The organism is Shewanella insulae, assembly GCF_009831655.1.
Lineage (GTDB): Bacteria > Pseudomonadota > Gammaproteobacteria > Enterobacterales > Shewanellaceae > Shewanella > Shewanella insulae.
This window is the reverse complement of record NZ_WRPA01000003.1, coordinates 244,627-259,075: the sequence shown is the minus strand read 5'-3', so window position 1 is coordinate 259,075 and position 14,449 is coordinate 244,627. Positions and strand designations below refer to the sequence as shown.

Below are 14,449 nucleotides of genomic sequence, written 5' to 3'. Positions count from 1 at the left end.
GCAATAAAATGAATAAGACACTACTGGTACTGTCTTTAGCAGCCATCCTCGGCCTAGCGGCTTGTGGCAGCGACGGTGACAACGGCAAAGATGGCACTGCGGGTACCCCAGGTACCGATGGTAGCAACGGCACAGACGGTAAAGACTGGACTGGCGTCAACCAATGGTATATCGACGGCCAAAACCGCGTCACTAAGGCCGCCGGCATGAGCAAGAACAACGAAGCGGGCGCCGCCAAGAACATCATTCTGTTTGTGGGCGACGGCATGGGCGTGTCAACCGTGACGGCGGCGCGCATCCTGGACGGTCAGCTAAAAGGCCAGACAGGTGAAGAGAACTCACTCTCTTTCGAAACCCTGCCTCATCTGGGTCTGGCTAAGACCTATAACGTAGACGGTCAAACCCCTGACTCTGCCGGCACCATGACCGCCATGGTCACGGGTGTGAAGACAGACGTTGGCGTGATCTCACAGGCCGAGGGCGTCGAGCGCGGTGTATGTTCATCGACCACAGGTCAAGATCTGGTCACCTCGCTGGAACTGGCCGCCATGGCAGGCATGTCTACCGGTGTGGTCTCTACCGCCCGTATCACCCACGCCACACCTGCGGCAACCTATGCCCACGTGCCAGAGCGTAACTGGGAAGCAGACAGCAACCTACCGGCCGAGGCCGTTAGTAACGGCTGTAAAGATATCGCCGCCCAGATGCTGGACTTCAACGATGGCAAGGGGATCAACGTGGTCATGGGTGGCGGTCGTCGCGCCTTCATCCCTAACACCACAGTGGATCCTGAGGGTAAATCGGGTAAGCGTAACGATGGTCGCGACCTGACCTCTGAGTGGATGGCCCAGTACCCTAACGCCACCTATGTTACCGACCGTGACAGCTTCCTGGCCATGGACACAGCCACCACAGAGCACGCCCTGGGTCTGTTCAACTCGTCTCACATGGAATATGACTATGACAGAGTCGAAGATGGCGTAAACGGCGAGCCTTCACTGGCCGAGATGACGGCCAAGAGTATCGACATTCTGAGCAAGAACGACAAAGGCTTCGTGCTGATCGTCGAAGCCGGTCGCATCGACCACGCTCACCATGCCGGTAACGCGGCCCGTGCCCTGCACGACACCATCGCCCTGTCTGAGGCGGTACGAGTGGCCATGGAGAAGACCTCGGCTAACGACACACTCTTGATGGTTACCGCTGACCACAGCCATGTGTTCACCATCGCAGGTTATCCAACCCGTGGTAACCCTATCCTAGGTCTGGTGAAGAGCAACGACTCAAACGGTCAACCATCTGTGACTAACTCTACCGACGCCAACGGCATGCCATACACAACCGTCGGCTATGCCAATGGCCTTGGCTTTGGCTCACTGGAAACCGGTGGTGACGAGCGTTACGGCTACGCCGCCGAGCCTGGTCGAGTGGATCTGAACTACATCGACACCCAGAGCGCCGGTTTCCACCAAGAAGCCTTGGTACCGCTAGGAAGCGAAACCCATGCCGGTGAAGATGTGGCCATCTTCGCCCGTGGCCCTGGTGCCAGCCTGGTTGAAGGTACGGTGGAGCAAAATCACATCTTCCATGTGATGAACTTTGCCGGCGACCTGGTTAACAAGGCAGAAGCCGCCGCAGCGCAATAAGGCGCAGCGACTCGCAGCCTGATCCCCTACCTAAAACTAGGGTGTCAGGCTGCTTACTTAGTTAAAAGAGAAATATCAGTAGGTCTATTATGTCTCGCTCAACATTCAAGTCAGTCTCACTCTTCCTAGGCGTCACCGGCCCCCTGCTAATGGGCACTCCCGTCGTTGCCGATACACAATCGGCCAGTCAGGGACACCAGCATGTCGAAGAGGGGAAACTCATCTGTGATAGCGCCACCCAGGCGACCCGCTTTCAGGCCAGCTACGAGATCACGGCCGGTACAGAAGATAAGGCTCAGGCACACCATCTCACCCTGACCCGCTTCGACGACACCATCGTCTATCAGCGCGGTCCGGTAAGCTACGAGGCCTGGCAGAAGAATGGCGAGTACGTGCGCTACTTCCCCGAGCAGAAACGCTCTATCAGCTATCGCCGCAGCGATCTGCTGGCCCTTAATATTCATACGGATATCGACAAGCAGTTTCACCTGATCTCACCCGCCGCCTTGAGCCGATTCGATAAGAGCGATGAGCATAAGGACACCTGCTTTACCCAGCAAAACTACACCCACAATAGCTACACCCACAAGGGCAAGGCACAAAACCAAGGCAAGCAGCAGTCGCTGGCATTAAACTGGATAAGCGAGCTCCAGCTTCCAGCCAGCCTGACCATTACCCAGGGCGAGCATCAACTTAACTACCGACTCACCAAGTTGACCCCTATCAATCAGCAAGGTTTCGACCTGCTGACCTCTGGCTATCAGGACCTAGACTTTGCCGACGTGGGCGACAGCGAGTCAGACCCTTTCATCGCCAAGATGATAACCCAGGGCTTTATTCAACATGGCAGCTCAGGCTTCTACTCGGCAGATGGTCAGCAACTTGAAGGCGGCCACGACCATCATCACTAGTGATGCCAAGCACTGAGTTAGCCGATGTTTTATTAAAGAGTGCAAACGTTAAAAAGCCATCCTCAGGATGGCTTTTTCGTTGTAATACCAGCTATAGGCCTAGAGCAACGCCTTGAGCTTATCGATAAAGAGGTCGATATCTTCGCGGCCGATATCCGCGTGGGTCACCAGCCTCAGCGTCTTACCAGGGCTGATGAGGATCCCCGAAGCCTTTAGGGACTCGGCCAGCTTGTCGATGGCGACACCTTCTGCCACCCGGGCAAACAACATGTTGGTCTGCACCTCACCAAGATCCACCTCGAACTCATCTAAACTACTTAGCTGCTCGGCCAGATAACGGGCGTTTTCATGATCCACCGCCAGACGAGATACCTGCTCGTTGAGGGCAATCTCACCGGCCACCGCCAGGATCCCCGCCTGACGCATGCCACCACCTAGCATTTTACGCCAGCGGCGGGCCTTGTTGATTAGCCGCTCATCACCTAGCAGCAGCGAGCCCACGGGCGCGCACAGTCCCTTAGAGAGGCAGATAGAGACGGAATCGAAATACTGGGTAATGTCGGCAATATCCAGGTTCTGGGCCACAGCCGCGTTAGCGATGCGGGCCCCATCTAAGTGGATCTTGAGCCGCTTGTTGAAGGCCAGCGCCTGAGCCTCGGCCAGATAGGACTGAGGCAGCACCTTGCCGCCTATGGTGTTTTCCAGGCTCAAGAGGCGGGTGCGGGCAAAATGGAAATCATCCGGCTTGATGGCCGCCTCAATATCCGCCAGCAAGATGCTGCCATCAGCCTGATTGGTGAGGGGCTGAGGTTGAATGCTACCCAGCACGGCGGCTCCGCCACCTTCAAACTTATAGTTGTGGGCCTGCTGACCACAGAGATACTCATCGCCACGCTCACAATGAGACATCAGCGCCAGCAGATTGGCCTGGGTGCCCGAGGAGGTAAACAGGGCACTGTCGAAACCATAACGTTCTGCCGCCATCGCCTCCAGTCGGTTAACACTGGGATCGTCTCCATACACATCGTCGCCAACCTGAGCATCCGCCATGGCGCGGCGCATCGCCGCCGTGGGCTGAGTTACTGTGTCACTGCGAAAATCAATCATCTTCCCCGTCCTACTCATCTAAAAATGATACACCAAGCGCAAATACTACTCCTCGCCGCCCGCCCCCGCTAGAGCCAGCCCTAAGACCTGCCGAGAAAATTATCATCAGACGCTATTCGCCCTAAGATTTAACCTGAATAAACTAATACAATGAAAATCCAAACAAGCTATGTTTTAGGCAACAAACTGCTAACAAGCCAAATCTAACCAAGATATATAATTAAAAAATCTAATCCGAATTTTCCAAAAAATCTCGCTGTCATTTATCGCTTTAGACTGGCAATATGCGCTCTCTTTTTTCCCGACTGAATCGACAATGCAAGAAGCTGAATTTATCACCCTCCTCTGGCTCATCGGCATATTGGCCGAGGCCATGACAGGTGCACTGTGCGCCGGTAGAAAACAGATGGATCTGTTTGGCGTGGTTATCATAGGCTGTGCCACCGCTATCGGCGGCGGTACCCTGCGCGACATCCTCCTGGGCAACTATCCCCTCATCTGGGTAGAGAATATCCACTATCTGTTGGCCATCGCCTTCGCGTCGCTGCTGACTGTGTTAATCTCGCCCGTGATGCGTTATCTCTCCAAGCTGTTTCTGACCATAGATGCACTCGGTCTGGCGGTATTTTCCATTGTCGGCGCCCAGAAGACATTGCTATTGGGTTTCAGCCCGGCATTGGCTATCGTCATGGGGGTTGTCACCGGCGTCTTCGGCGGGGTGATCCGCGACATTCTCTGTAATCAGGTGCCGTTGATCTTCAAGAAGGAGCTCTACGCCCTGGTCTCGCTGACGACAGCCAGCCTCTATATGCTACTGCGCAGCTATGAGGTGACCGAATGGGTCAACCTAGCCATCAGCCTGAGTGTCGGTTTTAGCTTCCGCATGCTGGCCATTCGCTATCACTGGGGCATGCCCAAGTTCGATTATCAACACAGCGATCACGGCAACCAGGACAGTCAGGCACACTAACTGGCCTAGCACTCAAACCAGCATCACCTGAGTTCAGGCACAAAAAAGGTCGGCAATTGCCGACCTTTTCTTTGTCAATCGAGCCAAGGCTTAAGCCGCTGGCGTCTCTTTGACATAGATATCCATCTGCGGATATGGGATACCGATATTGTTCTCGTCCAGCGCCAGCTTGATCTGCTCTAAGAGCTCGAAGCGCGCCGGCCAGTAGTCGCTCCCCTTAACCCATGGACGTACCACGAAGTTAACCGAAGAGTCCGCCAGTTCGGTCAGTGCCACAGTGTAGGCAGGATCTTTTAGTAAGTAGGCGTTGTTATCCAATACCTGCTTAAGCACGGCCTTGGTCTGCTTAAGGTCGGCATCGTAAGACACACCGATAACCAGGTCGATACGACGGGTTTCCATGGTTGAGTAGTTGGTGATGGTGCCGTTCATGATTGATGAGTTAGGCGCCACGATCACCTTGTTGTCTGGGGTGCGCAGCCGAGTCGAGAAGATGGTGATCTCATCGACGGTACCCGCGATGCCAGCCGCCTCGATGTAGTCACCCACGCGGCAAGGACGGAAGAGCACCATGAGCACGCCAGAGGCGAAGTTAGACAGCGAACCTTGCAGCGCCAGGCCAACAGCCAAGCCGGCGGCACCGATCACGGCAACCAGAGAGGCCGTCTGTACGCCGATCTGCCCCAGGGTGGCGATCACGGTGAAGACGAACACCAGGGCCCAGGCCATGTTCGCCACGAAAGAGACCACTGTCTGGTCAATCTTACGTTTGTTCATCAACTTAGTAGTAAGCTTCTTAGCCACCTTGGCAAAATACTTACCGATAAAGAAGATGACCAGGGCAAAGATCACCTGAAGACCATAGGTCACGATCAGCTCAGGTGCTTGCTCGATATATTTATCCAAATTTTCCATGTAACGCTCCCTAATAAAATGGACCAGTAATTACCTGGTCTCAACCATAAACTCGACTCTGCGGTTCAAGGCGCGCCCCCCAGGCCCGTCATTATCTGTCGCAGGCTGGCTGGCACCCTTGGCGACTATCGACAATCGCTCCGCCTTAACACCATAATCTTGCACAAAAATCTGTTTTACCCGCTCGGCGCGCTGTCGCGACAAACTAAGATTTACCGCCTCGCTGCCTATATTGTCGGTGTGCCCAACCAGAGTGAGCCGTGCATCACTGGCCCTAAGAAAACTGTGCACCTTGGCCAGCTGCCGCCACTGGTCGATACTCACCTCGGCGCTGCCAAAGGCAAAATAGACCCGCACGATTTTGGACTCACTTGCCAATGTCTTAACCGGCTCGCCCTGCTTGGCGGGCTTATCCGGCCTGGCTCTGTCACTCGGTTTTACTGGCTTAGCTTGTTCACTCTGGCCTGCCTGAACGACCGGCTCACAACTGGTCAGCAGCTGCGCTCCCTTGGGTGCTACGCAGGCCATCGCTTCTCGTCTTATGTCACAGCCCTTGGCATCGACGACGACATTGGAACGAGTGTGCGGACAGGCATCCTTAATATCTGGCACGCCGTCTAAATCGCTATCGACCCAGCCCAACGCCAGCGCGGCGCCACTGATGCATAAGCCGCAGACAACACCGGCTAAGCCTAGGCTCAGCTTAGCGGCACACGAACTGCTTCTAACCGGCATTTTGCGGGCATAGGCCCTTGGAAGACTCATATCTATCATATAAAGCACTCATGCAGCTCTCTCAAAACGCATGAAAAACAATCAAATATAGAGATGCAGACAGGGATACATTTTATATCCTTCTGCCTGCATCTCCAATATAAGAATATCTATCTAGTGAAATTAATTCTCATTCTGGCCATTAGTGGGCCAAGGCGCACACTCACCCCATTAAGCCTTCACGCGCTGCCCATAAAACTTAGATCTTGCCCAGTCAAAAAGCCAGTTAAAGATAATGGCATAGAAGAAGAACACCACTAAGAAAACGGCCTCCAGCATCAGGGCCTGCCATATGCTGATCCCCAGAAACCAGGCCACCACGGGGACGGTAACGAAGACTAAGCCGCCTTCGAAGCCCAGGGCATGCACCACCCGCAGTTTCAGCGAGCGATTAGTGCGTTCTTCACCAAAATATCTATCGAACCCCAGGTTATAAAAGTAGTTCCAGGTGACAGTGTAGAGGCTGAGGCCAATCCCCACTGCCGCCATCTCACCCACACCATGGCCGGTGAACCAGATGGCGATGGGCACGACCAGGGCCAGGGCAAAGATCTCGAAAAGCACCGAATGTAGAATTCTCTCTGTAGTAGACATGGTCTTAACTCCGCAAATTTATCTTGCGGCCATTTTTATCCATAATTATGATACTTAAAAGTTAGATACCATCTCATTTTGCGATATGCCAACACTCGAACAGCTACAACTCTTCCTGGCGACGGTGGAAACCGGCTCCTTCTCGGCGGCGGCCAGGCGTCTCAACAAGGTGCAATCTGCGGTGAGTCAGCAGATCATCAACATGGAGATAGATTGCGATCAGCAACTGTTCGACCGTAGCGGCCGCTATCCCGTGCTGACCCAGGCCGGCCAGATCCTGCTTCCTCAGGCCAAGGCTGTTATCGCCCAGCATCTGAGGCTGAAATCTCTCATCAGCACACTGGACGCCGGACTGCCGCAGCAATTTCGTCTGGCGATCGATGAAGGGGTTCCCTTTACCGAGCTCAGCCAACACCTGAGTCTGTTTGCCGACAAGTACCCTCAGATGCAACTCGAGCTGCGCACCTTGCCCAGTAAGGAGATCATAGAACTTGTGAGGCAGCAGAACGTCGACATGGGGGTGATCTTTAGCGAGGAGATCTATCCCCAGCAGATAGACTTCGAGTCCTTAGGCTCGGTGAAGTTTGAGCCTGTGGTCAGCCCTCTGCATCCGCTGGCCAGAGAGACGATGAGCAACCTCGACCAGTTGAAGCTTCATCGCCAGCTCGCCATAGGCAGCAAGCAGGGGCAGCAATGGAGCGTTCAGGCGGAACACTCGCCCCAGTTATGGTTAGCGGACAGTTACTATGCCCTTCTGGATCTGGCCAAGTCCGGCTTCGGCTGGGCGCTGCTGCCGGAGCACCTGGTGCAAGACGCCTTAGCCCAGGAACAGCTTCGCCCTATTCCGCTCACCATGGAGCAGATAGGCTGGATTGCCAACGTGGACCTTATTCAGCACAGCAGCGTCAATCAAGAGGTGAGCCGGGTGTTCCGTCAAATATTGAGTGCGGCCATCGCCTAAGGGCTGAAAACCGGGGGCTAACAGATAATCAAAGGATGAAAGGCGAGCCGGGTGGCTCGCCAACAAAGCGTCTGGCCAGACGATTAGCCGCTCAGAGAGGCCTGCTGATACCAGTGACTCCAGGCGGGCCTGGCGGCAGTTGCCATCTGAGACTGTAATCCCTCTAACAGACGGATCAGCAGGACCCTGTCTTCGCTCTTACTTGAATAGAACAGTGGATCGTAAAAACAGCGACGCTGCAGGGGCTCGAGCTGGGTATCGAAGCCGCGATCCACGCCGGAGACACAGAGATCCCGCGCCTTAAGCTGCAGCGCTAGCGCCGCCTCGTCTTCCAGCAGGTGGGCGACAGGCCCCATGAGCAGGATAAGTGCCAGACGCCCCGGCGGATTCTTCTGCCAATGCTCCAGCTTACCGGATTTGGCGCCGCCCAGTAGCTGCTGCCAATGACTCAGGGTCTCATGGCTAAGCTCCTTAGCCTCGACCCCCTCGCCCTTCTCATAGTGGTGAAACCACTGCTGTAAAAACTGTTCCACACTGCCCCCTAGATACGATTAAATCATGAGTTTAAAAAATCCTGGTCGAGGCAGGATAACATCAGGCAGATAACAGAATATCTTGGACTTTGGTCTAAGCCTCGAACACGCCACACTTTTTATGGGAACAGGCGTTATGGAGCAGGAGAGTCGGCATCAAAAAAGCGGCCAACCGGCCGCTTTATTCACTCTATGGAGGACTATTTCGCTTCTTTCTGTGGTGGGTAGTTGAGCATCATGGCCGCTACCGCCTTATTGACCACTTCGACCCGCTCCTCAGGGGTGCTCTTTTCGCGAATGGTATCGGCCACCGAGCCGCGCCAGATAAGCTTACCCGTCTCTTTATTGATCATGTCCAGCACCAGGGTGCCCACCTCATACTCACGCACCGTGGTCTGGGTGTGAACGCTACCGCCCCAGCCCCAACCCGGGCCATAGTAGTAAGGATCATAACCGAAGTTAGTGTTAAAGGTGTCGACATTGATCTTCTTGTCGACCTTGGTGAAGTAGTTTACCAGCACATCGGCGCTATCGGCCTCGACCTTGCTGATCCCCTTCATCTGCAGCTCACGGTCTACCGCCTCGCGAACGCGCTGATCCATCAGGCCGTCTAAGTTATAGGTGGTGTCTTCTGTCTTCTTAACCACCCATGCATAGCTCTTCACATCATCGAAGTTGACCTTGGGATCATAATCAGAGCTGGTTTTCAGTGTGCTACAGGCCGACAGGGCAAGTGCAGCGGCTAAGATAATCACCTTTTTCATAGACTCTCCAGCATGTTTCAGACATGACTTAAACAGGAATTTATCCTAAAGCTTACATAGCAAACCTCTGTTCTACAACTCTTCTTTATTGTAAATCACGTCTCGTTCAGCTTGACTTCAGCCAAAACCCAAATGATAATGATTATCAATTAAGGTTATTTGAGACTTATCCCATGACTTGGTTTATCACAGCATTTGTTATCGCCAGCGCCATCTTCATGTTCGCCCCCAAATCTTTGGCCACGCCCATGGCGGACGGCCCCAAGGTAAAGACCTCCCAGTGGGTGCTCTTTACCTTGCCCTTGCTGGCCTTGGTCATCATGATGATCGCCATGGCGAAGGGCTATAGCTCGAGTCATGCCAGCATCGCCATCGGCTTCGCCCTCACCGCCTGCAGCGTGGCCATCAGCCGTTTTCATCGTTTCATCCTGCCCTGCGCCGCCTATACAGGCCTGTCGCTGCTGATGTTGGCAATGCAGTACCTTTAATTTTTGCATGAGGAGTTTTGCACAACCAGTTTTGCTCACTGATTGCGACGGCGAGTCTGTCGCCTTGGGATATAAGGGTCTGTTGACCTCTCCTGTTTGTTTTTGCAGCATTTTGTAGGGAATTTATACCAGGCAGAGGCCTGTGTAGTGGTTCTCATATACCAAAGTTACATAAACGGACGATAACGCCGTTGAAATGGCCTACAAAAGCTGCCCGAAGGGTTCATCTAAACGCGCCTTGCCCTGTGTTACCTGCTACTTGCATAGAATACTATGCGGCCCAGCACGCGCCTTGAGCAAAACGCGTTTAGATTGAACAAAAATTAAACCTGAAAGATAAACAGACCCTAGTACCGATATCTCCCTGCATTTGGTATCGGTTCTTATCCATGACCACCCTTGGGTGGTCTTTTTTTTGTATCTAGGAATTACACCTCCCACAAGGGAGTTTCAATTTGATAGACTCAGGGTATCTTAGTTAAGTAAGTGATAGATGATGAGAATCGATCCCAATATTGCCCTGGTCTACAGCACAGATGGCGGCAAAATCGACCAACCCAAGGAAACCAAGGCTATCCCAGAAGGCGACGGCATAGTGCGCATTCATAAAGACAGCAAGGGCCGAAAAGGCAAAGGCGTCTCAGTAATCAAGGGCCTTGGCCTGGACGAGAAAGAGCTCAAGGCACTGGCGCAGAAACTGAAAAAACAGTGCGGCTGCGGCGGCACGGTTAAAGAGTTCAACATAGAGATCCAAACAGACAACAGAGAGCAGCTAAAGACACTGCTGGAAAAACTGAATTATCAGGTGAAACTGGCGGGTGGTTAACCCATTGGAGCGCTAGATGGATAGTTTGCAAAATCATTTACTCATAGCCATGCCCTCGCTTAAGGACACCTTCTTCGAGCGCAGCGTGATCTACCTGTGTGAGCACAATGAGCAAGGTGCGATGGGGCTGATGATCAATCGCCCCATAGGGGTCGATGTCAATGAGCTGCTCAGACAGATGGAGCTGGATGATTTTCACACCATAGAGAGCATCAACAGCAAAGTCTTGGTGGGCGGCCCCGTGGGGCAGGAGAAGGGCTTCGTGCTGCATACACCGCAGCCACAGTGGAGCAACAGCCAGCAGATCAGCGACGATCTCATGCTCACCACCTCAAGAGACGTGCTCACCTCCCTGGGCAGCAAAGACGCGCCTGAGCAGTTTATCGTCGCCCTCGGCTACGCTGGCTGGGGCCGTCATCAGCTGGAACAGGAGCTGGCCGACAACACCTGGCTCTCCATCCCGGCCAATACCGACCTCATGTTCAACACGGACCATGAGAGCCGCTGGCAGAAGGCCACAGAATCACTGGGTTTCGACATCTGGCAGCTCTCCTCCCAGACCGGTCACGCCTAACAGTAAAGGATAAAATTCACTATGAGTTCAGCAAGCGTCTTGGGCTTCGACTTCGGCACCAAGAGCATAGGCGTCGCCGTCGGCCAGCAGATCACCGGCAGCGCTACCCCCCTCGCCTCCCTCAAGGCCAACGACGGCATCCCCAGATGGGAAGAGATTGAGGCGCTCATCAAGGAGTGGAAACCCGATATCATCGTCGTCGGCCTGCCCCTCAACATGGATGGCACAGAGCAGGAGATGACCCAGAGAGCCCGCAAGTTTGCCAACCGCATCAGCGGCCGCTTCGGCGTCAAGACCGCCACCCAGGATGAACGTCTCACCACAGCCGACGCCAAGGCCAGGCTGTTCGAGATGGGGGGCTACAAGGCACTCTCCAAGGGTCAGGTCGACTCCATGTCGGCGGTACTCATCATCGAGAGTTATTTCGAGAATCTCTACTAAAATTTGAACGTTCGATAGCGGCCAAACAAGGCCGCTTTTTTATGCGGAAACTCGCTTGTCCAGTTTACTTAAGGTCTTAGCCCTCACCTTAAGTGACAGTTTCAATGTCATTTGATGGTCAACCGTTACTGTTTTGAATTGCTTGCAGCAGTTGCAGTGTATGGAGGCACCAATGTCGCGAACACAGGGATGAGTAAGAGCGACCTCTTTGTGCAGATACGCCTGTGAGACACCGATTCTTTATTTATGGAGAATAGTCCCTTTAGGCTCTGCCGAAACATCTGATGTGAATGGACTCACGAATGCCGCGGTGACATGGATGTCAAAGAGCGGCCCAGTTTCGAAAAGTCACCTGCGTATCTACACCCAATTATACTTCTCTTCGATTAGACGACATGGAAAGGTGGAGCCAAAACAAGTTTGAGTTAGGTTCTTGGCTCTGCCCCATCATCAAATTGACACTAATCACTGTATGGATAACGTCTCAGTCACTTGTTATGCGTTGTTTTTTACTCGACTGCTGCTTTTTCTGATGCTCTTGTAAGAGCCAAGAAAATACCGCCAACCAATAATGCACCACCAACAAAATGAACAAACTTTGGGTTTTCGGCTACGACACCAACAAGAGCTGCACCAGCAATAAGACCTGCTGTTGTATTGACTACTTGAGTAGAAGAAACTTCCAAGCCTGACGCCCACTTTACGAAGTGCTCACAATTTTTGCTTTCGACAGAATATGTCCACTTTCCGATCTGACTTCTGGCCGTTTTGAGTACCTCATAGATAGGCTTAATTTGCTGAACTTTCGTGATATAAGTGTTTTTACCTTGGGTAACAATATCCCATGTTTCTTCTTTGACTGTTCCATTCCGCTTTGTCGCAGAAATAAGCATTGGTTTACCTTTGCTACAAACTGCATCGGATACGAATGACCAGTGCTGATAGATACCAAAATCAGTAACTACAACATCGCCAGGGCTTACAAGAAGGCTGTCCATCTATAACTCCATTTACTATTTATTCTTCTTCAGCGATATGTGGGCGATTAACTGAGTTTCAAGCTCAAATGTTGCAGCGCATAACATTTTATTAGTGCGCATGCGCGTTTTTCAAACCTATTATCTATTCAATGATCTAGCTAAGTTATTGATTAAAAATACATTAGCTTAAACAGGAATGTGAAAACGCGCACAAATAACGGATGAAAATCGTTCAAAATCCTTATGTTTTTAATATGACTGTATACTGATCCAGTTTTTTGATGAGGAGAAGTGTAGCGATAAAAACTTCTAGGCCAGAAAGTCTGCCCCTTACAGATCCACCGACAACTTGTTAACTCATTTTGGGGCAAAACCAAATCAGCTTTTTCATTCCCTCTTCCCCCCAAACACGGCCAAATCGAAGATACGTTCGATACCAAGTGTAGATGCATCTGCGGACGTCGATGGCAGGGATGCCATCGTCGAGCCTCCACGGAAGGATTCACGGCGTGTAGCAGATGTATCTGCACAAGAGCGAGCCGCAGGCTATTGATGACATTGACGCTCAGTGTTGCAATCACTGCCATAAATTGAAGTGAAGCCGAAAGCTTCAAAAAATTGCAGCCACTCCCTCGAAGAAAGGCAGCGAAACTTCCTATAACAATGACTCTCGAAACGAGAGAAAAGTGAAGACTCAATCTTCAAAAACAAAAATGCCGAGTCCTTCTAAAGACTCGGCATTTCACCAATGGCCACCTTGAGGCAACCAAGAATCTCCCCTTTAACCTAACTCAGTTAAAGATAAGGCTTCACCAGATTCACCATCATATCGATATGGCCATCTTGGTCATTGAGGCAGGGAATATAACGATACTTGCTGCCACCAGCCTGGGTGAACACATCCCGGTTTTCATGCTCTATCTCCTCGAGAGTCTCGAGACAGTCGGCGCTGAAGGCCGGGCAGACGATGGCCACGTCATCGACGCCCTCTTTCGCTAACGCCTCCAGGCTGGCATCCGTGTAAGGGCCGAGCCACTTGGCCTTGCCGAAGCGGGACTGGAAGGTGGTGATATAGTCGTCATCAGTGAGCCCTAGGCGTTCCACCACCAGGCGGGTCGTCTTCTGACACAGGCAGTAATAGGGGTCGCCAAGATGCAGGTTACGCTCGGGCATGCCGTGGTAAGAGAGCACTAACTTCTTAGGCTTACCATGTTGCTCGAAGTCTCTGGCGATAGAGTCGGCCAGCACGGCAATATAGTCGGGGTGGTCGTGGTAGCTATTGATAAAATGCAGCGACGGCAGGTAGCGCCACGAAGTCAGCTCTTTAGCCATAGCATCGAAGGCCGAGGCCGTGGTGGGCGCGGCGTACTGAGGATAGAGGGGCAAGACCACGAGCTTGTCACTGCCCTCGCTATGTAGCCTTCTCAGTGTCTCCTTGACGCTCGGCTTGCCGTAACGCATGCAGAAATCCACATCGACGTCACTGCCATTTTCGCTCAGCCTTTGCGCGAGCTTGTCCCGCTGCGCCTTAGTGATGGCCATCAGGGGCGAGCCCTGCTCGGTCCAGATAGACTGATACAAGGCCGCCGACTTGGCCGGACGGACACGTAAAATGATGCCGTGCAGTATCAGCATCCACACCAGCTTAGGGATCTCCACCACTCTTGGGTCAGAGAGAAACTCCGCCAGATAACGCCTTACGGCACCCGTGGTTGGCGCGTCTGGTGTGCCCAGATTCATCAGCAGTACCGTCGTCTTGGCACGATCGCCATGGCCCTGCTGTTTATTTAATCCAAAATATTTTGCCAAAATGATTCCTTGTTTTTATCTGTTCAGGCGCCTGCCTTGCACTTGTCCGCTTACGCTCAACTCGATTGATCTTATCGAACTGGCTATTATCTCGCTTGCGCTCATCTCACTTACTCTAAAAGCAACTGAGCACTCATCTTGTACGCCCATTAGAGC

General features: G+C 52.7%; 16 protein-coding genes. 8 read left to right on the top strand and 8 right to left on the bottom strand.

The annotated features are described in order from the left end of the window. Positions 1 to 8: 8 nt before the first annotated feature. Complete coding sequence (locus tag GNT65_RS05560) at positions 9 to 1,646, top strand: alkaline phosphatase family protein (protein ID WP_160794200.1); 1,638 nt, start codon at positions 9 to 11, stop codon at positions 1,644 to 1,646. Positions 1,647 to 1,735: 89 nt separating this feature from the next. Further along, positions 1,736 to 2,557 (top strand): hypothetical protein, encoded by an 822-nt coding sequence (locus GNT65_RS05555; protein ID WP_160794199.1) that lies wholly within the window; start codon positions 1,736 to 1,738, stop codon positions 2,555 to 2,557. A gap of 99 nt (positions 2,558 to 2,656) precedes the next feature. Here the strand turns inward: GNT65_RS05555 and ltaE are convergent, their stop codons facing one another. Then, positions 2,657 to 3,664 (bottom strand): low-specificity L-threonine aldolase, encoded by a 1,008-nt coding sequence (gene ltaE / locus GNT65_RS05550; RefSeq protein WP_160794198.1) that lies wholly within the window; start codon positions 3,662 to 3,664, stop codon positions 2,657 to 2,659. A gap of 316 nt (positions 3,665 to 3,980) precedes the next feature. Between ltaE and GNT65_RS05545 the strand changes: the two genes are divergently transcribed. Continuing rightward, positions 3,981 to 4,634 carry a trimeric intracellular cation channel family protein gene (locus GNT65_RS05545; protein ID WP_160794197.1) on the top strand — a complete coding sequence of 218 codons (654 nt, stop codon included), beginning with the start codon at positions 3,981 to 3,983 and terminating at the stop codon, positions 4,632 to 4,634. Positions 4,635 to 4,724: 90 nt separating this feature from the next. Here the strand turns inward: GNT65_RS05545 and GNT65_RS05540 are convergent, their stop codons facing one another. From GNT65_RS05540 to GNT65_RS05530, 3 genes are all read right to left on the bottom strand, one after another. Beyond that, positions 4,725 to 5,549, bottom strand: coding sequence for a mechanosensitive ion channel family protein (locus GNT65_RS05540; RefSeq protein ID WP_160794196.1), 825 nt, complete (start codon positions 5,547 to 5,549; stop codon positions 4,725 to 4,727). 30 nt (positions 5,550 to 5,579) lie between these two features. Further along, the gene (locus GNT65_RS05535; protein ID WP_160794195.1) at positions 5,580 to 6,323 is read right to left on the bottom strand and encodes an OmpA family protein; all 744 of its coding nucleotides are present in this window, start codon (positions 6,321 to 6,323) and stop codon (positions 5,580 to 5,582) included. 171 nt (positions 6,324 to 6,494) lie between these two features. Further along, positions 6,495 to 6,917, bottom strand: a complete 423-nt coding sequence (locus tag GNT65_RS05530; protein ID WP_160794194.1) for a PACE efflux transporter — start codon at positions 6,915 to 6,917, stop codon at positions 6,495 to 6,497. Between the two features lie 85 nt (positions 6,918 to 7,002). On the opposite strand from GNT65_RS05530, the gene GNT65_RS05525 reads away from it, so the two are divergent. Next, a complete protein-coding gene (locus tag GNT65_RS05525; protein ID WP_160794193.1) occupies positions 7,003 to 7,878 on the top strand; it encodes a LysR family transcriptional regulator in 876 nt (291 codons plus the stop codon). An 83-nt stretch (positions 7,879 to 7,961) separates the two neighbouring features. Here the strand turns inward: GNT65_RS05525 and GNT65_RS05520 are convergent, their stop codons facing one another. Both GNT65_RS05520 and GNT65_RS05515 read right to left on the bottom strand, forming a co-directional pair. Continuing rightward, positions 7,962 to 8,411, bottom strand: coding sequence for a DUF924 family protein (locus GNT65_RS05520; RefSeq protein WP_160794192.1), 450 nt, complete (start codon positions 8,409 to 8,411; stop codon positions 7,962 to 7,964). Between the two features lie 200 nt (positions 8,412 to 8,611). Next, positions 8,612 to 9,175 carry a DUF4136 domain-containing protein gene (locus GNT65_RS05515; RefSeq protein WP_160794190.1) on the bottom strand — a complete coding sequence of 188 codons (564 nt, stop codon included), beginning with the start codon at positions 9,173 to 9,175 and terminating at the stop codon, positions 8,612 to 8,614. A gap of 173 nt (positions 9,176 to 9,348) precedes the next feature. Between GNT65_RS05515 and GNT65_RS05510 the strand changes: the two genes are divergently transcribed. The 4 genes from GNT65_RS05510 to ruvX all read left to right on the top strand — a co-directional run bounded on the left by GNT65_RS05510 (position 9,349) and on the right by ruvX (position 11,504). Continuing rightward, positions 9,349 to 9,663, top strand: a complete 315-nt coding sequence (locus GNT65_RS05510) for a hypothetical protein (RefSeq protein WP_160794188.1) — start codon at positions 9,349 to 9,351, stop codon at positions 9,661 to 9,663. 496 nt (positions 9,664 to 10,159) lie between these two features. Continuing rightward, positions 10,160 to 10,489, top strand: a complete 330-nt coding sequence (gene yciH, locus GNT65_RS05505) for a stress response translation initiation inhibitor YciH (RefSeq protein ID WP_011864948.1) — start codon at positions 10,160 to 10,162, stop codon at positions 10,487 to 10,489. Between the two features lie 16 nt (positions 10,490 to 10,505). Beyond that, positions 10,506 to 11,063 (top strand): YqgE/AlgH family protein, encoded by a 558-nt coding sequence (locus GNT65_RS05500; RefSeq protein WP_160794186.1) that lies wholly within the window; start codon positions 10,506 to 10,508, stop codon positions 11,061 to 11,063. Positions 11,064 to 11,084: 21 nt separating this feature from the next. Beyond that, complete coding sequence (gene ruvX / locus GNT65_RS05495; protein WP_160794184.1) at positions 11,085 to 11,504, top strand: Holliday junction resolvase RuvX; 420 nt, start codon at positions 11,085 to 11,087, stop codon at positions 11,502 to 11,504. 509 nt (positions 11,505 to 12,013) lie between these two features. On the opposite strand, the gene GNT65_RS05490 is transcribed toward ruvX, so the two are convergent. Both GNT65_RS05490 and hemH read right to left on the bottom strand, forming a co-directional pair. Next, a complete protein-coding gene (locus GNT65_RS05490) occupies positions 12,014 to 12,502 on the bottom strand; it encodes a lecithin retinol acyltransferase family protein (RefSeq protein ID WP_160794182.1) in 489 nt (162 codons plus the stop codon). Between the two features lie 777 nt (positions 12,503 to 13,279). Beyond that, positions 13,280 to 14,293 carry a ferrochelatase gene (hemH, locus tag GNT65_RS05485; RefSeq protein ID WP_160794180.1) on the bottom strand — a complete coding sequence of 338 codons (1,014 nt, stop codon included), beginning with the start codon at positions 14,291 to 14,293 and terminating at the stop codon, positions 13,280 to 13,282. Positions 14,294 to 14,449: the final 156 nt, after the last annotated feature.